The sequence below is a fragment of the Pseudomonas entomophila genome (genome assembly GCF_023277925.1).
Lineage (GTDB): Bacteria > Pseudomonadota > Gammaproteobacteria > Pseudomonadales > Pseudomonadaceae > Aquipseudomonas > Aquipseudomonas entomophila_D.
Genome location: NZ_CP063832.1, coordinates 1,230,988 through 1,253,166 on the forward strand (window position 1 = coordinate 1,230,988; position 22,179 = coordinate 1,253,166).

Here is a 22,179-nt window from a genome sequence, read left to right on the forward strand (position 1 = left end):
CGGCGAACAGCGTGTGCATATATGTATCCCGAACGGCCGCAGAAAACCCTCAATGGGTTTCACGCAGCTGTGCTGGAGAAAACGGTGAGCAACTGCGCAGGGCCGAGGCGATGTACTTCTCGACCGACGACACCGATACCTTCAGCTCGACGGCGATATCGCGGTGGGCCATGCCGTTGAGCTTGTGCAGCAGCAGCGCCTGGCGGCTGTTGGCGGATTGGCGCTGCAAGGCGGCATCGACCGCGACCAGCGCCTCCAGGGCCAGGGCGCGGATTTCCTCGGAAGGGGCCAGCGCTTCGTCACGCTGCATGAGTTCGTCGAGGTAGCGGGCCTCGAGCTGGCGCCGCCGGTACAGGTCGATCACCTTGCCATTGGCGATCTGCGCCAGGTAGCGGCGGCAGTCCTGCGCCGCGGGCACGCAGCCCTTGTTCAGCAGGATGAGGCAGATGTCGTGGGCCAGGTCGGCGGCGTCGCAGGCATTGCCCAGCTTGCGCCGCAGCAGGTTGCACAACCAGCCATGATGGTCGACATACAACTGTTCCAGTTGTTGTCGGAGTGCGAACGATCCCTTGTCCACGAACTTCTCCAATACCGCACGAGCAAACAGATTTTTGACTAATGATAATTACTACGATTAGCATCGAAAGCATACGGTGTTGATCAGGCACATGCAACGCAGCCTGAAGCCGTTGATCCAGCGCCCGGCATCGCCGGGCGCGACTCCAGGACCGAGGATCGGTCTGTCTGCCCGAATACGGGTTGTACTGTTTGACAAGGCGGAGCAATTCCATGATGGAACTCAATTCAGGCGCGCAGTCCCAGCGACCTGTCAGCGAATTCGAAGAACATGCCTGGCTGCTGCAGCAGCAATTTCCCGAGCGAGTGCTCAAGCACTTCAGTGCATGGCGGCTGGGCGAGGATATCGACCTGGCCAGGCTGCAGGGGGCGATTGCGACCGTGGTCGCCAGCCTGCCGGCGCTCAATGCCCGCTACCGCTTCAATGACGACGGTGATGTGCAAAAGGTTCACGACAGCGATCCGCAGGCCTGCATCGGTGAACTGACCGTCAACTCCGATGCGCAAGCCAGCGAACGGCTGCTGGCCTTGCAGGCGCAGCCCTGGGACGCCGAAAGCCAGGCGCCGCTGGCGGCGCTGATCATCCGTGGCGGGCAGGCGCCGATCCTGGCTTTCGTGTTGCACCAGGTGCTCGACCAGACCTGCCGCGAGGACGATCTCTACCGCTTGACCATGGACGCCTACGCCGGGCGTCCGGTCGGTGCGCCACACCTGCCTTGGCTGCAGCGCCAGGCAGCAGGCGATCAAGCCAACGCCGTGGCGGCCACTGCCCCAGCAAACAACGACGCTGACGTCGCCGGGCTCATTCTCGATGAATTCCGCCGTGCCCTGGGCGTGGCGAACATGACGGCGCAGGACGACTTCTTCGACCTTGGCGGCCACTCGCTGCTGGCCACGCGGATCATCGGCAAGCTGTCGAGCAACCATGGCATCGAGGTGCGCTTCAACGACTTCTTCAGCGCGCCGACCGCCGCCGCGCTGGCCGCGCGTGCGCAGGTGCTAAGGCACAAGGGTGGCGCGGATACCGCTCAGCAAGACGATGTGCAACGAGCACCGTTCGCCCTGGCCCAGGCGTCCCTTGGCCGGGCCTACGCCGCGTTCGAGTTCGGCACCATCTTCAACCTGCCGTTCGCCATGACCTTCCTCGACCCGGTCGACGAGGCGGTGTTCGAGCAGGCGTTTTCCGACCTGGTGAAGCGCCACGCCAGCCTGCGTACCACCTTCCATTTCGAAGGCGACGAAGCCTGGCAGCAGTTGGTGCCGATCAACCAGCTGGGTCAGTACAAGTGGTTCTGGTCCAGCCGTGAAAGTGCCGGGGCGAACCTGGCCAGCGAGGCCGGTCATCGCTTCGACCTGTCCCGCGAGCTGCCGATGCGCGTGCGCTTCTTCCGTGACCCGCACAGCCAGCAACAGTCGCTGTCGTTGCTGGTCAACCACATGGCCATCGATGAGTGGTCGCTCAACGTGATGATGGAAGACCTGGCCCGCGCCTATCTCGCACGCGCTCAGGACCAGTTGCCACGCTGGGACGCGACCGTGCCGTCGTTCCACCAGTACGCGGTGAAGGAGCTGGCACGCGGCATCAACCCGCAGCACCTGGCCTATTGGACCGACATGCTGCGTGATGCCACCCGCGGCCTGGCCCTGCCGGTCATCGGTGAGCAGGGCAGCGCGGCCGTGGCCGAGGTGTCCACCCGCGCGCAGTGGTTCGAGATCAAGCCAGACCAGGCCATGGTCGACTTCCTGCATGGCTTCGCCCGGCAGAACGACTCGTCGCTGTTCGGGGTGATCTACACCGCCATCGCCCTGGCCCTGCACAAGGTCGGCAACCTCTGCGACCTGGTGATCGGCACTTCGGCTTCGGGGCGCACCGACCCGGCGTACTACGAGACGGTCGGCTACTTCACCACCATGGTGGCGCACCGCGTGCAGTTCGAACCACGTCAGAACGTGGGGGCGCTGATCGAGGGCGTCAGCCGCCTGATCAACGACTCCATGGCCTATGCCGACGTGCCGATGGAGCATATCCAGCAGGCTTTGGGCATGGCCCCGGCGGACGGGTTGCTGTTCGATGTGTACGTGCAGATCCACGCCAACAACGCCTTGAATGGCGCCCTGGTCACGCCCGAGGCGGGGAACATTCGTTACCGGCAGATCGACCCGGAGAAGAACGAGTCGATGTTCGGTATCCAGTTCGAGATCATGGACAACCTGATCGACGGCCAGCGCGCGCTGCGCCTGGTGGTCACCTACCGCACCGATCGCTACAGCGCGCAGCAGATGGCGCGGGTGACCGAGGCTATCGAGGGCGTGTTTGCCCTGTATGCCAGTGAGGGCGGGGCGGCGATGGCGGTCGAGGACGTGCGGGTTTGAGCAAGGTGGGGTTGCCCATTGTGATGGCGCAACCCCCGTAGGAGCGGCTTCAGCCGCGAAGCGGGTGCCAGATACCCTGGCGCCTGCATCGCGGCTGAAGCCGTTCCTACAGCGGGCCGCAATCAGTCCTCATGCATGCCATAGCGTTGAAACGCCGAGCGCTTCGGCAGACGATAATGCGGCCGCCCCAGCAACTGGTTGACGATGCTCGCATTGCGGATCGCGGCAATCCCCAGGTCCGGCGAACCGACCCCATGCTGAAAGATCTCGGCGTTCTGCACGAAGATCCGCCCGGCGCCCTGGTCGCCGCGTTGCGCGGTGAAGTCATCCCGAACGATGCAGTCGCCATGCTCGTCAGTGGCCAGCACGTTGCCCTTGAGCCGTTCGAACCACTGTGGCCAGGCATGCCCGTAGCCCGTCGCGGCGACGATCGCATCCGCTTCGAACGCACTGGTCTGGTCCAGTTCACGGTGGCGGTAATTGATGCGTAGCCGCCCGCCGACATCCTCGACACGCTCCACCTCGCAGTTGGACAGCAGCGTCAGGCCGGTGTCGGCCCCGCCGATGGAACGTTCGTAGATCAGGTCGTAGATATCGCCGATGGTCGAGAAACTGATGCCCTTGTACAGCAGCCCTTGGCCGGCGACGATTTCGCGGCGCCGTTCCCGTGGCAGGCTGTGGAAGTACGCCATGTAGGAGGGGGTGAAGCACTCCTGGCCCAGCTTGGAATACTCCATCGGGTGGAAGCCCTGGGAGCGGGTGATCCAGCGAATCGACGCACCCGCCGCGACCCGTTCCGGGGTCAGCTCGTTGAACAGCGCCAACACGCACTCCGCCGCGCTCTGCCCCGAACCGATCACCGTCACCTGCCGACACTGGGCCAGCTGTGCCTGGCGCTTGGCGAATTCGGCCGAATGCACGATCGGTGCCGTGCTCTTGACCTGCGCCCACCGTGGCAACAGCGGTGAGGTGCCCACGCCCACCGACAGGTGCTGGCTGTAGTACTGGCGCTTGTAGCCGGACAGCGACTGGCTCTCGATCAGGAAGCGACCGGCGTTGGCGTCATAGCGCACATCGCACACTTCCTCGCCGAAATGGCAGCTCGCCAGTTGCTGCGAAGCCCAGCGGCAGTAATGGTCGTACTCGCGGCGCGGCACCTGGAAGTTGTCGTAGTAGTAGAACTGGTACAGGCGCTCGTGCTGGTGCAGGTAGTTGAGGTAGCTCAGTGGATGCGTCGGGTCGGCCATGGTCACCAGGTCGGCGAGAAACGGCACCTGCAGCGTGGTGCCCGGCAGGATCAAGCCTTCGTGCCAGCGAAACTCCACCTTGCGATCCAGGAAGACACCGCTCACGCCAGGATGCTTGGCGAGCAGCGCGGCGAGGCCCAGGTTGAACGGGCCGATGCCGATGCCGGCGATATCCACAGTGGGTAAGTCCTTCATCCAATCCATCTCCTTTGGTCCAGCAGTTCAAGAAGGCGCGGCCAGCATTGCAGGCAACGCGCCCTGATTCGTATCAAGTGATTCAGCCGAGCAACCGCTCGACGTCCTGGGCGTTGCGGCAGCGCAGCAGCTGGCCGGGTGAGAGCGAGACAGCCAACTGCGCCTGCAACTGGGCCGCGACGGCTTTCAGGTGCGGGGGGCGCAAGCCCAGGCTGATGAAGTCCACCGCGCTGTCGGTACCGGCGTCGGCTGGGTGGCCCAGCACCTGCAGGTAGATCGCCAGCACCTTGTCCCGCACCGAGGCAGTGGCCGGCGCGCTCAGCAGCTCACGGGCCCGGCGACGATCCGGCTTGCCGTTCTGCGACAGCGGCAGCGCAGCGACACCGAGCAGGCGGGTGGGCACATGGGAGTGGGGCAGGTGCTGGCGCGCGTAGTCGCGCAGCTCGGCCATGCTGGGTTCGCCTGCCTGTGGGTCGCAGACATACAGCGCGCCCAGGCACACCTCGCCCAGGCGTTGTTCGCCGTAGTCGACCACCAGCACATGGCGCAGTGCCGGGTGCTGGTTGAGCGCCATTTCGATGTCCGGCAGCGAGACCCGCACCCCGCGCACTTTCACGTAGCCATTGACGCGGCTGTCGAACAGCAAGGTGCCGTCGGCACGATAGCGCCCGCAATCACCGGTGCGAAACGCACGCACCGCCTGGCCGTGCTCGTCGTCCACCGTGATGAAGTCGCTTTGCTGCAAGGCACCGTCCAGCAGGTAACCCAACGCCAGGTTGACCCCGGCGGTGTGGATGCGGCCCACCACGCCCACTGGGCAATGGTGGCCTTGAGCATTGAGTACGAAATAGCGGTTGCCGGGCAACGGTCGGCCATAGGGGATCAGCGCGCGGTCGTCGGCATCGATCTCATGCCAGATGCTCCAGATGGTGGTCTCGGTCGGCCCGCCCAGGGAAATCAGCCTGGCCTCCGGCAGCAGTTCGCGCAGCCGGGCGATTACCGCCGGCTTGATGTAGTCGCCGCCCTGGGCGATCAGGCGCAGGCTCTGCAAGCCCTGTTCGCCGCGGCAGGCCAGGAGCATCTCGAGGATTGCCGGCACCGAACACCACAGGGTGACCTGGTGCTGGGCAACCAGCTGGTTCCAGCGCAGCGCGTCCTTGTCTTCGCCGGGTGCCGGCAGCACCAGGGTGGCGCCGGCGGCCAGGCTGCCGAACACGTCGAACACCGACATGTCATGGTGCAGCGGGGTGACCGACAGGAACACATCGCGCTCGGTCACCTGCCACTCGGCCAGGGTGCTGCCGATCACGTTGGCCGTGGCGCGGTTGTTCAGCACCACGCATTTTGGTTTGCCAGTGGTGCCCGAGGTGTACAGGTAGTAGCTCGGCGTTTCGCTCAGGGACAGGTCGGCGAGGTGGCGCGGCGCCGCTGCGGGTATGGCGAGCAAGGCCGCGATGGTGGTGCTGGGCTGGTCGAGCGTTTCGTCCTCGATAAGCACCACCAGGTCCGGCTGGCAGTTCTCCAGCAGGTAGTGACGCCGTTCGGCCGGGGCCGCCACGTCGATCGGTACCCAGATCACCCCGGTCAAGGCGCAGGCCAAGGTCAGCATCGTGTGCTCCGGGCTGCGCGGCAGGCAGATGGCGACCACCTGGCCTTGCCCGATGCCACGGGCGCCCAGCGCGGCGATGATCCGTGCCACGCCATCACCGAGCTCGGCATAGCTGAGCTGCCGCTCGCCGCTGATCAGGGCGACCTTGTGGTTGCCGGCGGTGAACAGGTTGTCGGCGATCCGTGCCAGGTAGCCCTCGTTGCAGGCCGCTTCGGCAGGGCTGTTCAGGCGATAGTGGTCGGTGTCGATGAGCGCTGCGGGTGCGAGGGCGAACTCGCCATGCTCGGCGATCTGCCCGATGGCCCGCTCCAGCGTGCTCAGGAAGTCGCTGACCAGCGCAGGGGCGAGCACCTCGCGGGCGTAATCGATGTCCAGTTGCAGCGCGCCGTCGGCGCCGGCCCAGAAACGGATGTCCATGGCCACTTGTGGCGTCTGGGTCAACCCGCCCTGCAGGCGCATGGCGCTGTCGGAGGGCGCCACTGGCCAGGAGAAGCCGTTGGTGATCACCACGGGCAGTACCGGGCCGGGGCCGTGCCGCTCGAACAGTTGGCGCGCCAGGTCGACACCGGAGCATGCCAGGTGCTGCAAGCCTTCCAGCACATCCACCTGGAGCCCGGCCGCACGTTCGACGAAGTGGTCGGCGGCGCTGTTCCAGTTGATCGCGAGGAAGCTGGAGCGGTTGGCGAAGGCCGCGTCGCTGGGCGGTGCCACCGGTACCGCGACGCACAGGCCGCCTTCGCTGACCCAGTGCGACAGCACTTCGAGGATGACCGCCATCAGCGTGGTGTTCTTGAACAGCCGTTGCCGTGCGCCCACGGTGCAGAATTTCTTGAATGTCTCGCGGGGCACGCCCAGGCTTTGCCGCTCATAACGGGCGGCGCCGGCCTGGTCCAGGGGCACGCTCCAGGGCAGGCGAGGGGCACCGTCCACCGCAGCCAGCTTGGCGCTCCAGTAGGCGGCGTCGGCTGCGCGTTGCTCGGGCTGCTCCGCCGTGGCGGGGGTGTCGGCCTGGGGCGTTTCGTCCAGGTGGCCTTCGAACAGTTCCACCAGCAGCGTGGCGATGGAGCGGCCATCGAGGATCAGCGCGTCGAGGCGCACGAACACCACCAACTCGCCGTGCGCCAGGTGGAACACGGTGACGTTCCAGGGCGAGCGGTCCAGCGGCGAGAGGCTGTGGGCGTAGTCTTCGCGGCGTGCGTCGATAGCGTCGAGGGCTTCATCCAGCGGCAGGTGGCCGAGGTCGACCTCATCCAGGTTCAGGCGCACCTCGTCACTGACGAATTGCACGCGCTTGTCGGCATCGATACGTGTGCGCAGGCTCGGGTGGCGGCGGACCATCGCGTGCAGGCGGCTGCGCAGCATGGCGCTGTCCATCAGGCCGCGATACTCGCGAAACTCCTGCATGGCCACGCCGCCCAAGGGCATCTGCGTGGTGCGGCCCAGCAGGTAGGCCTGCTGCAGCGGGTTGAGCGGGCGTTTTTCCGGCGCACGGGGCAGCGCCCGATCCAGGGTGGCGGGTTGGTGGGCAACCTCGCTCGCCAGGTTGACGAAGCGCTCGAACAGCTGCGTCACCCAGGCCTCGGGCAGGGCATCGAGGCGGATGTCCCAGTTGATCAGGATACCGCCGTCGGCGCAGGCGATCTGCGCATCCAGGGCGACCTGCGGGCCTTGCGAGATCAGCCAGCCCAGCGGGCCGAAGGCGTTCTTCACCCGCGGTGAAAACAGCTCCTTGCCAGGCATGTCCAGCGCGGCGGTGAACACCACCGGCGTGAGCTGCGGCGTGCCATGGTGGCGCGACAGGTCGCGCACCAGGTTAACCCCGGGGTAGGCGCTGTGTTCGAGGCACGCCACCGTGCCCTTGGCCAACTGGTCGCACAGGGCCGCGATATCGGGTGCCGCATCGAGATCGACGTCGACGATCAGCACATTGGCGAACTCGCCGACGATGTGTTCGACACCGTCGATCAGCGGCGCGCGCCAGAAGCTGGGTACGTTGAGGCGGAACTGGCGGTCGCCGGTCTGGGCGCCTAATGCGCTGGCGAACAGCCCGAGCATCAGGGTCGACAGGGTCACCCTGCGTTGGCGAGCCAGTTGCCTGAGTGCCTGGTGCTGACCGGCGTCGAGCCAGGTGCTCAGGCGCTGGCTGTGGGCCTGGGCGGGTTGTTCATCGAGCAGGGGCAGGGTAGGGGCCGGCGCGATGCTGTCGAGGCGGGCGCGCCACCATTGGCGGTCACGTTCCTGGGTGGCTTTCAAGGCCGGGTCGGCACGCACGGCGTCCCACCAGTCGAAGAAGCTCGGCGGGGTGACGGCAGGCGCGTCCGGGGTCTCGTAGCAACGCGCCAGGTCTTCCATTAGCACGCGCAGGCTGGAAGGGTCGATGGCGATCATGTCGGTGTCGACATGCAGGCGTGAACGTTCGCCATCCAGCTGGCTGACACTGAAGCGTGCCGCGCAGCCATGGCGCAGGTCCAGTTGCTGGTGGGTCCAGGCGTCACGCTTGCGCAGCAAGTGCTGTGCTACGTCTGGCTGTGCAAGGCCGCGCAGGTCGTCGACCTCCAGGCGCGGCGACTGTTCCAGTGGCGCAAGGCTTTGCAGCCCGTTCTGGTCGATGCGCAGGCGCAACATCGGGTGCAGCTGGGAAACCTGTTCGAGCGCTGCGCGCAGCCGCTCCAGGTCAATGGCATGGCCATCGAACTCGGCATACAGATGAGCTGAAACTTTCCCTAAAGCCGCATGAGCAGTGCGCCCGATCCAACAGGCCGCTTGCATTGAAGTTAACTCTCTCATGGGTCACTCGTATCGCGTGATTGACAAGTCCAGAAATATGGCGCCTCCTATTAAAGATGATAATGATTAAGATTAATATCATTATTTCTTTCGAATAAGCAGGAGGCTTAACCGAGATGAGAGCGAGTACGCTCATGACGACTGGCATGGATGAAGAGCAGGTCGCCGACCGTTCCATGGCCTTTTCCTTTACCTCGGGTGACCGAGAACTGGTCGTCAACGGTGCGTTGCAACGCATCGATACCCCGGCCGTCGGTGGCGAAGACGCCGACAGCCTGTTGCAGAAAACCCTCGCCCTCGCCTTCGAACAGGCGCGCCGGGCAGGGCAGGCCAACCCCCTCGTGGTCGGCGCCATTCCCTTCGATCCCATCGAACCGTCCTGCCTGTACATTGCCCGCGACGCGCACTGGCGTGCGCGTGGGGCAACCGAAGCAGGCGGCGAGCTGCCGGCGTTGCTCGAGCAGAAGCCGATCCCCGAGGAGGACGCGTTCAAGCGCTCGGTGGAGCACGCCATCGTCAACTTCCGCCACAGCGACGTGCGTAAGGCGGTGCTGTCGGTGCAGCGCGAGCTGGTGTTCGCCGAGGCGGTCGACGTCGAGGTGCTGCAGCGCAACCTGCGCGCGCAGAACCCCAGCGGCTATCACTTCCGTGTGCCCTTGGCCGACGGCGCCACGCTGCTCGGGGTCAGCCCCGAGCTGCTGGTGCGCAAGGAAGGCGCGAACTTCATCTCCAACCCGCTGGCCGGCTCGGCCAGGCGCATGGCCGACCCCGAGGCCGACAAACGCAACGCCGACTGGCTGGTGGCCTCGGAGAAGGACCATTACGAACACGGCTTCGTCACCCAGGACATCGCCGCCCGGGTCGGCGAACTGTGCACCCGCCTCGATGTGCCGCAACGCCCGTCGCTGATCAGCACCCCAGCGCTGTGGCACCTGTCCACGCGCATCGAAGGCCACCTGATCGACCCGCAGGTGACGGCCCTGCAACTGGCTTGCCGCCTGCATCCGACCCCGGCGGTATGCGGCTTCCCCACCGAGCGGGCACGGCGCCTGATCCGCTTCGTCGAGCCCGCCGAGCGCGGCCAGTTCACCGGCATGGTGGGGTGGTGCGACGGCGAAGGGAACGGCGAGTGGGTGGTGACCATCCGCTGCGGCACCGTCAAGCACAACCGTGTGCGGCTGTTCGCCGGCGCCGGCATCGTCGAGGCCTCGCAACCGGCGGCGGAATGGGCGGAAGTCCAGACCAAGCTCGGCACCATGCTGCGCGCCTGCGGGCTGGCACATTAATCAAGGACGTTCGAACACCATGACCATCGAATTCACGGACTGGCCACAGGACCGTGCGCAGCGCTATCGCGACGCCGGCTACTGGATCGACCAGCCGCTCACCGAGATCCTCCATTCCCGTTGCCAAGCGCAACCACAAGCCCTGGCGATCATTTGCGGGGAACGTCGCTTCACCTACGGCGAGCTCGACACCCTGTCCTCGAACCTGGCCTCGCGCCTGGCCGAGCAGGGCCTGGGCCAGGGCGATACAGCCCTGGTGCAACTGCCCAACGTGGCGGAGTTCTACATCGTCCTGTTCGCGTTGCTGAAGGCCGGGATCGTGCCGCTTAACGCCTTGTTCAGCCATCGTCGGCTGGAGTTGACCGCCTACGCCAAGCAGATCGTGCCCAAGTTGCTGATTGCTTCCCGAGAGCACGAAGTCTTCCGCGACGACCGCTATGTACAGGCCTTTGCCGAGGTCGGCGCGGCACCTGCGGTGACCTTGCTGCAGGGTGAATCGAACCCGGCCGCCAACCTGGCGCAGTGGATCGAAACCCCGAGCACGCAACCGGTGCGTATCGCGCCTACACCCGCCGACCAGGTCGCGCTGTTCCAGCTGTCCGGTGGCAGCACTGGCATCCCCAAGCTGATCCCGCGCACCCATAACGACTACCACTACAACGCCCGTGCCTGCGCCGAGGTCTGCGCGCTCAACGCCCACACCCGCTTCCTCTGCGCGGTGCCGGCGGCGCACAACTTCCTGCTCAGCTCGCCCGGCGCACTGGGCGTGTTCCATGCCGGTGGCTGCGTGGTGATGGCCGCCAGCCCCGAGCCGCTGAGCTGCTTCGCGCTGGTCGAGCAGCACGAGGTCAACACCGTTGCGCTGGTGCCGAGCGCCGTGGCCCTGTGGCTGCAAGCCGCGCCGGCGCACCGTGACAAGCTGCAATCGCTGGCCTACCTGCAAGTGGGCGGCGCGGTGTTCGCCGACTCGCTGGCACGCCAGGTGCCCGGCGTGCTGGGTTGCAAGCTGCAGCAGGTGTTCGGCATGGCCGAGGGGTTGATCAACTACACCCGTCTGGACGACAGCGACGAGCAGATCTTCACCACCCAGGGCCGCCCCGTCAGCCCGGACGATGAAATCAAGATCGTCGACGAGCAGGGCGTGCCCGTGGCTCCTGGCGAGCCTGGCATGCTCGCCACCCGTGGCCCCTATACCTTCTGCGGCTACTACAAGGCCCCTGAGCAGAATGCCAGCGCCTTCGACGCCGAGGGCTTCTACTACTCCGGCGACCTGGTGGTGCTCACCCCCAGCGGCGACCTGCGCGTGGTCGGCCGCATCAAGGACCAGATCAATCGTGGCGGCGAGAAGGTCGCCTCGGAAGAGATCGAGAACCTGTTGGTGCTGCACCCGGAGGTCACCCACGCCGGCCTGGTGGCCATGCCCGACGAGGCGCTGGGTGAGAAGAGCTGTGCCTTCGTCGTTTCGCGCAACCCCAGCCTCAAGGCCCCGGCCATCCGTCGCCACCTGCTGGAACTGGGCATCGCCGAGTACAAGCTGCCCGACCGCATCCGCCTGATCGAGGCCATGCCGCTGACCGCGGTGGGCAAGATCGACAAGAAGCAGTTGCGCCACCTGGTGAGCGTGGAGAACACCCGCACCTGGCTGCAGACCCGTCTGCGCCAGCTGATCGAGGACAGCGAGGAGCTGGACCCGGAAGAGAACCTGATCTTCTACGGCCTCGATTCGCTGCAGGTGATGAAGCTGGCCGCCGAGCTCAAGGCACGTGGCATTGAGGTGAGCTTCGAAGAGCTGGCCAGCACGCCGACCCTGGCCAGCTGGTGGGCACTGGTGGAGGCGCGCCAGAAAGCCGCCTGATGTACCGCGGGCCGCGCTGCGCAGGGCGTGGCCCGCCAAGTCAATTTAAAAGGAGTTGGATATGACTTTGTCTTCTGCCGACCAGGCCCGGCTGGATCAATTCTGGGAGCACTGCCTGAAAAACCAGTATTTCAATATCGGCTACCCGGAAAACGCCGATTTCAACTACGCCCAGTTGCACCGCTTCCTGCGTTTTTCCATCAACAACTGCGGTGACTGGGCCGAGCCCGGTAATTACCTGCTCAACTCGTTCGACTTCGAGAAGGACGTGATGGCGTACTTCGCCGAGCTGTTCAGCATTCCCCTCGAAGAGAGCTGGGGCTATGTCACCAATGGCGGCACCGAGGGCAACATGTTCGGTTGCTACCTGGCGCGGGAACTGTTCCCCACCGGTACCCTGTACTACTCGAAGGACACCCACTACTCGGTGGCGAAGATCGTCAAGTTGCTGCGCATCGACTGCCGCGCGGTGGAATCGCTGCCCAACGGTGAGATCGACTACGACGACCTGCTGGCGAAGATCGCCATCGACGGGGAACAGCACCCGATCATTTTCGTCAACATCGGCACCACCATGCGCGGTGCGATCGACAACATCGCCACCATCCAGCAGCGCCTGGAGGAGGTGGGGATCGCCCGCGAAGACTATTACCTGCACGCCGACGCGGCGCTCAGCGGCATGATCCTGCCCTTCGTCGATAACCCGCAGCCGTTCAACTTCGCCGATGGCGTCGATTCGATCTGCGTTTCCGGGCACAAGATGATCGGCTCGCCGATCCCCTGCGGCATCGTCGTGGCCAAGCGCGAGAACGTCGAGCGCATTTCGGTGGACGTGGATTACATCCGCGCCAACGACAAGACCATCAGCGGCTCGCGCAACGGCCACACCCCGATGATGATGTGGGCCGCGCTGCGCAGCCACTCGCCGGCGCAGTGGCGGCGCCGGGTGCGGCACAGCCTGAACAGCGCGCAGTACGCGGTCGACCGCCTGCAGGCCGCCGGTATCGACGCCTGGCGCCACGACAACTCGATCACCGTGGTGTTCCCGTGCCCGTCGCCGCGCATTGCCCGCAAGTACTGCCTGGCCACCTCCGGCGACACCGCGCACCTGATCACCACCCCACACCATCAGGACAAGAGCATGATCGATGCCCTGATCGACGAGGTGATCGCCGAACGCCAACCCCAGGAATGGCGAGCTGGCCTTGGGCTGGTAGGCCTGGACGGCGTGCCGCCGGAGCGCGTTGCCGACCCGCATTTCGACGTGATCTGACCTTTTCCCTTTTTGATTCGAGACCCTTTCATGCTGCAACCTAAAACCCCTGAAGCCTGCACCAGCCTCACCGACATTCGCGCCGGCATCGACTTTCACGACCGGCAGATCTTCGAGGCGCTGGTCAAGCGCCTTGGTTACGTTAAGGCCGCAGTGCAGTTCAAGGCCAACGAACAGGCGATCCCGGCGCCGGAGCGTGTCGCCGCGATGCTTGAGGACCGCCTCGAGTGGGCCGCCGGTGAAGGGTTCGATGCGCAGTTCATCGAACAGCTGTACACGCTGATCATTCACTGGAATATCGACCAGCAGATCCAGCACTGGCGTTCGATTCATGGTGAGAAGGCCTGATCGACAGAGGCGTCAAGTACCGCCAGAAACATGAGTGCGAGCGATAGGGCGGGGCAAGTCTGCGTCCACACCCACCTCAAGCCTTGCGCGAACCCTTGTGGGAGCGGCCTTGTGTCGCGAAAGGGCCGCAAAGCGGCCCCAGCGATCATTGCATCGACACTGAGACCCTGGGGCCGCTACGCAGCCCTTTCGCGACACAAGGCCGCTCCCACATGGGCTGCGCCTGTAGGAGCCGGCTTTGCCGGCGAACACCGGCAAAGCCGGTGCCAAGCCCCGCAGAGCCTGCTTCACGGCGAGCGTTGTAGGAGTGCCCGGCGCAGATGCCTGTAAGCGACAGGTGCATGGCGCGGTACCGGAAGTGCCACGGGGTTGCAAGCGTGCAGGGTTGCCCTAACCCCATTGGTCGAAACCCGGCCGGTCACCCCGAACGACGGGAGGTCGCATTCCAACGTGCATACCTGATACGCACCGCGCCGGCATTTCAGGTTGAAGCGGATCACAAAGCCCTCATCGACAATCACCGCGCCTTCGCGCCAGTCATCCCAGAAGTGGACCTGCAAGGCGCGACCCAGCAAGCAGCGACGGATAACGCTCGTCAGCCTGATCCCCGGCGCGAAGTCGAAGCCATCGCCCAGATCCTGGCTGGCCTGGAAGTAGCGCTTGTACCCCAGTTGGACGCGGCGTTGACGATGCATCACCCAAAACGCCCGCTCCCAGAAATGGAAGTCGTTGCACTCACCTATCAAGTCGAAGCCAGCCGTGGCCAGGGTTTCGGCGGCAAAGTCCGGGAGCCCAAGGGTAGCCGCTTGCGTAATCTGGCCTGCCTTCAAGAAGTCGGCGAGCAGGGCGAAAGCGTCGCAGCGGACCGTCATTGCGGCTCAAGCCCTTGGGCGGCGCGCCTGGCTGCCTTTTCCCGAGCCACGTCCATCCTCAGCTGATATTGGTAACGCGCGGTCTCCACGATGTCCTCGTCTTCGTCATGCATGAGGCGTTCGAGAATGGGCAGCGGGGTTTTCTTGTTAACGGCGATCCGCGTTCGCACGTCGCTGCTCACATCACGCGACAAGCGTTCGAACAGTTCCGGCGACAGCTTGCGCTTTTCAGCGACAAAGGTCCTGAGCCTTTCACCGAAATTGCACAGGTACTCCAGGATCTCCAGGGGGACGGTCTTGTTGTGGATCACCCATTGGCGATAGTCGGGGTATTTATCGATGACCTCGTACCAGACGCTGAGCGGGACTTCCTCCCAGGCGGAACGGTCGTATTCACTTTTAAGGCGGCTGCTGCGCAGGCGGATGAATTCTTCGGCGTCGTCGATCATGTTTTTTGATATTGGTTAGTTTGGCCAAAAAATGTCGATTTTTTGAGCTAAGGGCTTCCTGTGAGGTATCTCCGGAGGGCAGGTTGAACGCAACTTCCGGCATGTGACACTATAATCAATATTTCTCCTGGCTATTTTGAAAAAATCTAGCCGGGTCGGTTAGATGAGTTAACGAACGCATTGAAACTATCAGCAACCTCTAAAAAATCTCCTGTCTCATGGCTCCATATGCCAACTACAGGCTCGCCACTGGAGCCCAAGGATTTATAATTAAAACAGTAAAAGTCACCAGTGCCAAACTCCGCAAAGGGAAGTAGCCCTGAAAAATCCTTTCCATCATCAGAGAAGTTCTCAAGCCAATCCGACCACGAATCACTATAGACTTTAACTATTGATCCCCAGGTCTTGCGAGGATCTCTGCTATCGTAAACGGGGAAGATAACAAGTGCACCAAGCGACCTTCCATTATTCAATAAAAGCCACTCCGCAAATGACTCAGGAAGCCGCATTTTTAGCTGAAACTCAGCATCCTTAATGGCCGCAGCCGTTGTTCCAATGATACGTTTCTTAGACATTAAGAGCTCCTATGGAAGTGCACCACGCTTTGGCAAGCTTAACTTTCCGGTCCCAGGGTATCCTGATTTAGGCATGCGTGCGGACCAGCACCCGTTACGCTTTCTCCAGTATCGATGCTGAATGCCTCTATGGTCGGCAGCAAGCATGGGATCGGCGTGAGAGTAATCATAACCCAGGTCATTCTCAAACCGTGGTCTATGTGCCAACTCGTACCCTGGAGGCGCCTTGATGTTAGATTGTTTTCCGGCTCGAACACGACGGTCTTGGTTTTCCAACCATCCCCGCATAGAGCTAGTGTCGTGAGCGGTTAATTCATTTTCTTACGTGCAACGATATACTGTGCGCCCCTCGCCCAGAGATGGTTCCGGTATGCCTCGTCCAATCGCCCCCTTTGCTCTGCAACCCGCCGACGTTGTTACGCTTCAAGGTTGGCTGCGAATGAGTACGCTGGAGCAGAGCCTTGCGCAGTGGGCGCGGATACTGCTTTTGCTCAATGACGGGGTGACGCCCATTGCCATCTGTGGGCAGTTGCAGATCACGACACCGACCGTGTTCAAGTGGCGAAAGCGCTATTTGGAGACGGGCATCGAGGGCCTGAGCGACCTGCCGCGCAGCGGCCAGCCTTTGAAGCTGGGCGCTGAGAAAATCAAAGAAATCCTGACCCTGACCACGCATCGGGTTCCCAAGGAAGCTACGCACTGGAGTGTCCGGTTGATGGCCAAGTACGCTTGCGTCACCACCTGGCAAGTCCGGCAGATCTGGGCTGCGTCCGATCTCAAACCGCACCGTCTGAAGACCTTCAAGATCAGCAACGATCCGCACTTCGCTGAGAAGGTGATTGATGTGGTAGGGCTCTACCTGAGCCCTCCGGACAACGCCATGGTGCTGTCGGTTGACGAAAAAACTCAGATCCAAGCACTGGATCGTACTCAGCCAATGCTGCAACTTCGGCCTGGGCAGATCGAGCAACGAACTCACGATTACAAGCGCCATGGCACGGCGAGCCTGTACGCCGCGTTCGACATCATGACCGGTGAAGTCATGGGTCGGATTACCCAGCGGCATCGGGCCAAGGAGTTCCTGGATTTCCTCCGGCAGATTGATAACAACACGCCTGCCGAGTTGGATCTCCATGTGATCCTGGACAACAGTTCGACCCACAAAACCGCAGCGATCAGGGCCTGGCTGGAAAAACATCCACGCTTCAAGCTGCACTTCACGCCGACCAGTGCGTCCTGGCTAAACGCGGTGGAAGGTTGGTTTTCACAGCTGGAGAGACGCGCGCTGTATCGAGGTGTCTTCACCAGTGTTACTGATCTGAAAGTCGCGATCCGCCAGTTCATCACTGCTCATAACGAGCATTCAGCCAAGCCGTTCAAGTGGACAAAAACCGCAGCGGCCATCATCAGCTCGGTACATATGGCAAAGCTGAGCGTGATCAAAAATAAGCTAATGAATTAAGCGCTCAGGACACTAGCATTTTTTGGCATCGCTCATTTTTATTGGTTCCTCTTGGTACCAAGATGTCGACTCTTCGAGTTTGAAAATCCGTCCCCTTTCTGTAATTGAAGGGGCATCGACATGTGATGCTAATTGAGAAGGGCTAATTATTTATATGGCATATGCGCAGAAGCTCCTCAGTGTCGTCGTCATTGTGTGAGTGGTAGTGCTTTCCAAGTAGCTCAATATCCATGGCTTCTATTGAAGATAGATAGTTCTGGATTCTCCAGGTGTCGAGCTTTCTTGGGTTTTTTTCCATGTCGTCATGAGCGTCTATTAGTTCGCCTGTGGCGCGCTTCGTAAAGCATACTCCTGCGCCGTGCTTTTTGAATTCCCAAGGCTCCTGGTTAATTTTCAAAACTCCATGTTTTGGCCATTTTTTTTCATTCTTTGTCAGTGTTAGGTAGGCGTAAACCAATTGCTGCTGAATGTCCGAAAAGGATTTCGTTATCTCAATGAATTCTTTTTCTGTGATCTTTTTCATGAGCACCTCGATTCATACATGTCATTCTCAAGTTTTTTTGCGGTTTCTGGATCAACTTCATGTACTATAACTGGAGCCTTGGGTATACCTGCTTTGCTCGCAGCCTGAGCTCTATGATGCCCGTCGATTATGATTATCTGGCCATTGACTTCTGCTACATCCACCGGGTGATCATGATCGTAACCGCTCTTTCGCATCTTTGATGCAAGTTTGTCAACTTTATTTCTCGACATTTCTGCGCGAGTCTGCCTGGATCTTAGGTTTCTTGGGTCGATTTCTTTCGGTTTGTCTGGACAGATCTCACAGCTGCATACTGTGTCACCCATTTTTTTAGATAGACCTAGCGGGTCGATCCAGGAAACAGGATTGGGAGAATAGACAAATAAATTTAAGCCGCCAGAATATTTTATAGGGTCGCTGCTTATAAATCTGCCAAGTTGGAAGTCATAATATCGATAGCGATTGTAGTGCAGCCCGGTCTCGTGGTCGTGATATTGGCCCTGGAAGCGAAGCGGGTTGCCCAGGCCGTGCTGCTTGGCCCACTCCGAACGTTCCTCTTTGGCTTCACCCCACGCTTTGTACTGCCCGGCCCAAGCGACATGGCCTTGCTCATCGGTCAGTTCCATCGGCGTACCGAGGTGATCGCACTGGTACCAGGCAATCGCGTCGAATGCCTGTGGTTTCACCTCGGTATGCCACAACGGATCCTGATCGAAGTCGTATTCGCGTTGGCTCCAATCCGGTTGCTTGTGCAGGCGAATCGGGTTCTTGCGCAGGGCCTGGGCGACCGGCACGAAGCTGCCCGGCTCGTACAGGTAATGCACGGTGCGTCCGGTGTCGCCCTCGTCGCGTGGAGGTGAGCTTTCCCAGGCCAGGGTGTCGCCGTCCCAGCCGAACAGGGTGAAGCCACAGCCGAGTTCGCGTTGGCGCTTGGCCCGTTGCAATTGGTTCCAGCCGGTGCCCGCTTCCGGGCGATCCCAGAAGTGCGCCACCGAATGCTTGTGCAAACGTCGGCCCAGGGCGTCGTAGCTGTAATCGACCTTGAGCTGGTCATCGTTGTAGCTGGCCAGACGGTCGAACAGGTCCCAGGTGAAGTGGGCATGGGCGCCGTTGTGCAACCGGTGCACCAGGTTGCCGCGTTCGTCGTATTTGTAGTGGGTCCCGGCGTACTCACGCAGCAGGTTATCCATCAACTTGTTGCGTCGCGGATCGGCTTCCAGCGGGCGGTTCAGTTCCTGGGTTTTCTGGTCCAGCAGGTTACCGGCCGGGTCGAAGGCGAAGGTTTCCACGCCCAGGCGGCTGGTGGCTTTGAGCAGGCGGCCGACGGGATCGTACTGGTACTCCAACGGCCCACGACGGCTGTCGTGGATATTGGTCAGCTGGCCGGCGGCGTCATAACGGTACTGGCGCTTGAGCAGCGTGGTTTGGCCGTCATGGCTGCCCAACAACTGTTCCTGCAAACGCCCGGCCGGGTCCCAGGCCTGGGTCTGCATCAGCTTATTGCCCTGATGGCGCACGATTTCGCGGTGCAGGTCGTCGCGCTCGTAAGCCAGCATTTCGTGCTGGTCGAGGGTCATGCCGAGCAGGTGGCCGCTGCCGTAGTTCAGCCAGCTGACCTTGTGGCCGTCCGGACGGATCGTTGCAGTGCGCTGGTTGAGCGCGTCGTATTCGTGCTGCCACACCGCGACCATCGGCGTGCCGGTGGCCAGGTAATACTGATGCTCACGGGTCAGGTTGCCGGCTTCATCGTGGAACCATTGCAGCTTGCTGGCGGCGTTGACGGCCTGGATCAACTGGCCGTTGCCGTCGTAGGCAAAGGTTTCGCTCTGGCTTTGGTTGCCCAGGCGGGCCGTGCGCTCACTCAATCGGCCCATGGGGTCGAAGGTCAGCTCGATACGGCGCTGGCCGACTTGGGTCGAGGCGAGGCGACCGCTGTACGGGTCGTACTGGTAACGGGTGACCAGGCCATCGAAGCCGGTTTCTTGCAGCAGTCGGCCGACCGGGTCGTAGAGGAAGGTGGCCTTGCTGGTGTTCTCGTTTTCCAGCCCGATCAAGCGGCCGAGCTTGTCCCAGCGGTAGCGCAAGGTGTGCTCATTGGCGTCGACGCGTTCGGCAAGCATCCCCGCAGCGGTATAGGACCAGGTGGTGCAGCGGTCGAGCGCGTCGACGTGGGCCAGCAGGCGACCTTCGGCGTCGTAGTTGAAACGCTCCTCGGTCTTGTCCGGGTGGGTGACCTTGGCTAGCTGTCCGGCCTGGTACTCATAGGCGGTCTTGTTGTTGGCCGCGTCGGCGAATTCGGTCAGCTGGCCGAAGGCGTTGTACGTCCATTGGCTGGTTTTGCCGGAGCAGTCGGTGTACTCAAGCAACTGCCCGGCAGCGTTGTAGGCCAGTGTCTTCTCGTTGCCCAGCGCATCCTTGATCGCCTTGACCAACCCGGCCGGGGTATAGGCGAACTCAGTCTTGTTGCCCAACGGGTCGACGCTCTCGACCAGGTTGCCGCGCTCGTCGTAGTCGCGCTGCCACAAGCCCCCCTCGGCATCGCGCAGCTTGATCGGCTGGTCATGATCGTCGTAGGCGTAGTGCACCGTGCTGTGGTCGGCGCGGATGTGCTGCAACAGGTTGCTGCGTTCATCGTAGGTGTAGCGGTCCTGGCTGCCGTCGGGGTGGACGTGGCGGATGACGTTCTTGCGTTCATCGCGGAATAGCCACTCCTCGCGGCCGTCCGGGTGGATCAGGCGGTAGGTGTAGCCGAGGGCGTCGTAGTAGTGCCAGGTTTCCTGGCCGTGGGCGTCGGTGACATAGGTCAGGCGGATGTTCGGGTCCCAGGCCAAGCGGGTCTCGAAGCTGCCGTCGTCGGCCCACTCGTGGATGGCCTTGGCCTGTGGGCCGCTGCCGTCCCATTCCAGGTTGATGCCGCGCCCGGTGCGGTCGGTGTAGCGGGTCACCAAGTGATGCTGGTACTGGTAGTGCCAGGCGGCGCCGTGCTCGTCCTGGGCGGCGATCAGGTCGCCTTGATCGTCGTAGTGGTAGCCGCACAGCTGGCGCAGCGGCGTGCCGTCGACCACCTGCCATAGGCCCTGGATATGCCCATGGTCGTCGAGCAGGGTGCCCAGTTGCAGGTGGACTTTTTCGGGGTCGTTGTCGGAGTAGGTGTTGATGTCCGACAGCACCGGGCGGCCGTTGAATTGGTGCTCGTAGTGCAGCATTGCCCCGGCGCCGCTGCGCAGGACGATGTGGGCTAGGTAGAAGCGATCACCGACCCGCTCGTAGGTCTCACGCCGCGAGAGGCCGCGGATGAGGATGAGCTGGGTCTCGGTGGTGCGCACCAGGCTGACGTACTCGATCGGGTCATAGTGCGGCTTACCGACCTTGGGCAGCGGGTAGTCGTGGCTGCGGCCGTCGCTGTCGTGGAACACCACGCCCTTGTCCACGACATCGAGGCAGGTGGTGAACTCGGTGATCCAGCGGGCGCCGAGCGAACCATGATCGAGGGCCGCCAACCGCGAGTTGTACACCCGCGTCCAGTTGACCGGGAACGGCCCGGACAGACTGAAATCCTGATGGGCCAGCGTCTCGTCACCGAGCACATGGCCGATGCTGAAGCCGGTGCAGGCGCAGGGGCCGTTCTTCTCGGGCTTGGGCTGCTTGTTGGCGCGGACCTGGCTGCGTACCACCTCGGTCGGCCCTTCCGCATGAACATGCCGGGCCTGATGAGTAACGCCGGGGCGGATGGCGACGGCCATGCCCGGGCGGCGCGGGTTGGCCAGCACGGTCTCGAGCAGGCGGGTCAGCAGCCAGGCGATGCTGTTTTCCATACCAGCGCTGCCCAGGGCCTCGAGGCGGCGGGGCACGACCTTGGCCAGGTCTTCGAGGGTGCGGATCAGGGGACCCAACAGAGTGTCCAGTTCACCGCTGAAGTGTCGGGCGACGCTGTTGTAACCGTCCTTGAGGCTGCCCTCGGTGGCGTTGGCCAGGGCCGACAGGGCCAGGCGCCAGGCGTCGGTCTCCAGGGCTGAGTCGTACAGCGCCACCTGGGCCATCTGCGCGCGGGCCAGGCGGTGGCTGCTGGCGGCATCCAGCTTGCCACGGGCGGCGGCGGCAATGGTCTTGGCCAAGGAAGTAAACAACAGGCGTGCGGTGTCGGCGGCGGCACTGAGCATCGCCGGCAACTGGGCCAGGGCCTCGCGCACGTAGTGTTCCAGGGCGCCGCGGATATTGGCGTGCAGGTGGCCGTCGATGATCTCCAGGATCACCGCGCCGATGTGCGCGCCGGGGCGGCGGCGCAGGGTCTGGCGGGTCAGCTGCAGCACCGGGCGCAGCACCGTGCGGGCCCGGGATAGGCCAGGCGGATAGGGGACGATACCGATCAGGTTGATGCCCAGGCTGACCCACAGCAGCGGGTCGGGGGAAGGGTTTTCGACCAGTTCGAGGATGTCGATCAGCGCGTCGATGCAGGACAGGGCGTTGGCCATCACCGGCACACTTTCGGCGGCCTGGCGCAGCAGTTGCAGGTCGACCAGGCCGTAGCTGATTTCCCGCAGCCAGTGGTCGACGGAAGCGGCGGCGGCGCCGAGGTCTTCGCTGAGGAGGGTGTCGAGGGGGGCGATGGCGATCTGGATTTCGCGCTCGCTGGGCGCGGGAACGGCGGGTGCGGCAGACATCGTGAAAGGGCCTTCCTAGGCGGGGGACGTTGAGGTCCCGGGTGGTCCGTGAGGGCGAAATGATACTAAGGCAGGGGCGGTCCGGCCA

Annotated in this window: 15 protein-coding genes; 6 read left to right on the forward strand and 9 right to left on the reverse strand. The window is 62.9% G+C overall.

The genetic code is table 11. From position 1 onward, the window contains the following. Positions 1 to 49: 49 nt before the first annotated feature. Positions 50 to 577, reverse strand: a complete 528-nt coding sequence (locus IM733_RS05530) for a sigma-70 family RNA polymerase sigma factor (RefSeq protein ID WP_248919907.1) — start codon at positions 575 to 577, stop codon at positions 50 to 52. Positions 578 to 789: 212 nt separating this feature from the next. Between IM733_RS05530 and IM733_RS05535 the strand changes: the two genes are divergently transcribed. Then, positions 790 to 2,949, forward strand: a complete 2,160-nt coding sequence (locus IM733_RS05535) for a condensation domain-containing protein (RefSeq protein WP_248919908.1) — start codon at positions 790 to 792, stop codon at positions 2,947 to 2,949. 122 nt (positions 2,950 to 3,071) lie between these two features. On the opposite strand, the gene basC is transcribed toward IM733_RS05535, so the two are convergent. Beyond that, complete coding sequence (gene basC / locus IM733_RS05540; RefSeq protein ID WP_248919909.1) at positions 3,072 to 4,391, reverse strand: putative histamine N-monooxygenase; 1,320 nt, start codon at positions 4,389 to 4,391, stop codon at positions 3,072 to 3,074. Positions 4,392 to 4,473: 82 nt separating this feature from the next. Beyond that, a complete protein-coding gene (locus IM733_RS05545; RefSeq protein WP_248919910.1) occupies positions 4,474 to 8,769 on the reverse strand; it encodes an amino acid adenylation domain-containing protein in 4,296 nt (1,431 codons plus the stop codon). Positions 8,770 to 8,903: 134 nt separating this feature from the next. Between IM733_RS05545 and IM733_RS05550 the strand changes: the two genes are divergently transcribed. From IM733_RS05550 to IM733_RS05565, 4 genes are all read left to right on the forward strand, one after another. After that, complete coding sequence (locus IM733_RS05550) at positions 8,904 to 10,073, forward strand: isochorismate synthase (protein ID WP_432760393.1); 1,170 nt, start codon at positions 8,904 to 8,906, stop codon at positions 10,071 to 10,073. 19 nt (positions 10,074 to 10,092) lie between these two features. Beyond that, positions 10,093 to 11,928 (forward strand): (2,3-dihydroxybenzoyl)adenylate synthase, encoded by a 1,836-nt coding sequence (locus tag IM733_RS05555; RefSeq protein WP_248919912.1) that lies wholly within the window; start codon positions 10,093 to 10,095, stop codon positions 11,926 to 11,928. Between the two features lie 61 nt (positions 11,929 to 11,989). Then, positions 11,990 to 13,201, forward strand: coding sequence for a histidine decarboxylase (locus IM733_RS05560; protein WP_248919913.1), 1,212 nt, complete (start codon positions 11,990 to 11,992; stop codon positions 13,199 to 13,201). A gap of 30 nt (positions 13,202 to 13,231) precedes the next feature. Further along, a complete protein-coding gene (locus tag IM733_RS05565) occupies positions 13,232 to 13,549 on the forward strand; it encodes an isochorismate lyase (protein ID WP_248919914.1) in 318 nt (105 codons plus the stop codon). Between the two features lie 287 nt (positions 13,550 to 13,836). Here the strand turns inward: IM733_RS05565 and IM733_RS05570 are convergent, their stop codons facing one another. The 4 genes from IM733_RS05570 to IM733_RS25645 form a co-directional block, all read right to left on the reverse strand. Further along, complete coding sequence (locus IM733_RS05570; RefSeq protein ID WP_248919915.1) at positions 13,837 to 14,421, reverse strand: hypothetical protein; 585 nt, start codon at positions 14,419 to 14,421, stop codon at positions 13,837 to 13,839. Next, positions 14,418 to 14,870, reverse strand: coding sequence for a hypothetical protein (locus tag IM733_RS05575; protein ID WP_248919916.1), 453 nt, complete (start codon positions 14,868 to 14,870; stop codon positions 14,418 to 14,420). Before IM733_RS05575 ends, IM733_RS05570 begins: the two co-directional genes overlap by 4 nt. Before the next feature lie 146 nt (positions 14,871 to 15,016). Beyond that, entirely contained in the window at positions 15,017 to 15,445 is a 429-nt protein-coding gene (locus IM733_RS05580) for an SMI1/KNR4 family protein (protein WP_248919917.1), read from the reverse strand. 9 nt (positions 15,446 to 15,454) lie between these two features. Beyond that, positions 15,455 to 15,733 (reverse strand): polymorphic toxin type 8 domain-containing protein, encoded by a 279-nt coding sequence (locus IM733_RS25645; RefSeq protein WP_432760394.1) that lies wholly within the window; start codon positions 15,731 to 15,733, stop codon positions 15,455 to 15,457. Between the two features lie 82 nt (positions 15,734 to 15,815). On the opposite strand from IM733_RS25645, the gene IM733_RS05585 reads away from it, so the two are divergent. Beyond that, complete coding sequence (locus IM733_RS05585; protein WP_248919918.1) at positions 15,816 to 16,907, forward strand: IS630 family transposase; 1,092 nt, start codon at positions 15,816 to 15,818, stop codon at positions 16,905 to 16,907. A 142-nt stretch (positions 16,908 to 17,049) separates the two neighbouring features. Here IM733_RS05585 and IM733_RS05590 read toward each other — a convergent pair whose 3' ends face one another. Further along, entirely contained in the window at positions 17,050 to 17,430 is a 381-nt protein-coding gene (locus IM733_RS05590; protein ID WP_248919919.1) for a DUF6896 domain-containing protein, read from the reverse strand. Beyond that, on the reverse strand, positions 17,427 to 22,091 hold the full coding sequence (locus IM733_RS05595) for an RHS repeat-associated core domain-containing protein (protein WP_248919920.1): 4,665 nt from the start codon (positions 22,089 to 22,091) through the stop codon (positions 17,427 to 17,429). Before IM733_RS05595 ends, IM733_RS05590 begins: the two co-directional genes overlap by 4 nt. Positions 22,092 to 22,179: the final 88 nt, after the last annotated feature.

Coding starts and splice junctions, on each gene's coding strand:
- IM733_RS05585 (WP_248919918.1), top strand. CDS start 15,816: ATGCCTCGTCCAATCGCCCCCTTTGCTCTGCAACCCGCCGACGTTGTT.
- IM733_RS05550 (WP_432760393.1), top strand. CDS start 8,904: ATGAGAGCGAGTACGCTCATGACGACTGGCATGGATGAAGAGCAGGTC.
- IM733_RS05565 (WP_248919914.1), top strand. CDS start 13,232: ATGCTGCAACCTAAAACCCCTGAAGCCTGCACCAGCCTCACCGACATT.
- IM733_RS05545 (WP_248919910.1), bottom strand. CDS start 8,769: ATGCAAGCGGCCTGTTGGATCGGGCGCACTGCTCATGCGGCTTTAGGG.
- basC (WP_248919909.1), bottom strand. CDS start 4,391: ATGAAGGACTTACCCACTGTGGATATCGCCGGCATCGGCATCGGCCCG.
- IM733_RS05535 (WP_248919908.1), top strand. CDS start 790: ATGATGGAACTCAATTCAGGCGCGCAGTCCCAGCGACCTGTCAGCGAA.
- IM733_RS05580 (WP_248919917.1), bottom strand. CDS start 15,445: ATGTCTAAGAAACGTATCATTGGAACAACGGCTGCGGCCATTAAGGAT.
- IM733_RS05570 (WP_248919915.1), bottom strand. CDS start 14,421: ATGACGGTCCGCTGCGACGCTTTCGCCCTGCTCGCCGACTTCTTGAAG.
- IM733_RS05590 (WP_248919919.1), bottom strand. CDS start 17,430: ATGAAAAAGATCACAGAAAAAGAATTCATTGAGATAACGAAATCCTTT.
- IM733_RS05595 (WP_248919920.1), bottom strand. CDS start 22,091: ATGTCTGCCGCACCCGCCGTTCCCGCGCCCAGCGAGCGCGAAATCCAG.
- IM733_RS05560 (WP_248919913.1), top strand. CDS start 11,990: ATGACTTTGTCTTCTGCCGACCAGGCCCGGCTGGATCAATTCTGGGAG.
- IM733_RS05555 (WP_248919912.1), top strand. CDS start 10,093: ATGACCATCGAATTCACGGACTGGCCACAGGACCGTGCGCAGCGCTAT.
- IM733_RS25645 (WP_432760394.1), bottom strand. CDS start 15,733: ATGCGGGGATGGTTGGAAAACCAAGACCGTCGTGTTCGAGCCGGAAAA.
- IM733_RS05575 (WP_248919916.1), bottom strand. CDS start 14,870: ATGATCGACGACGCCGAAGAATTCATCCGCCTGCGCAGCAGCCGCCTT.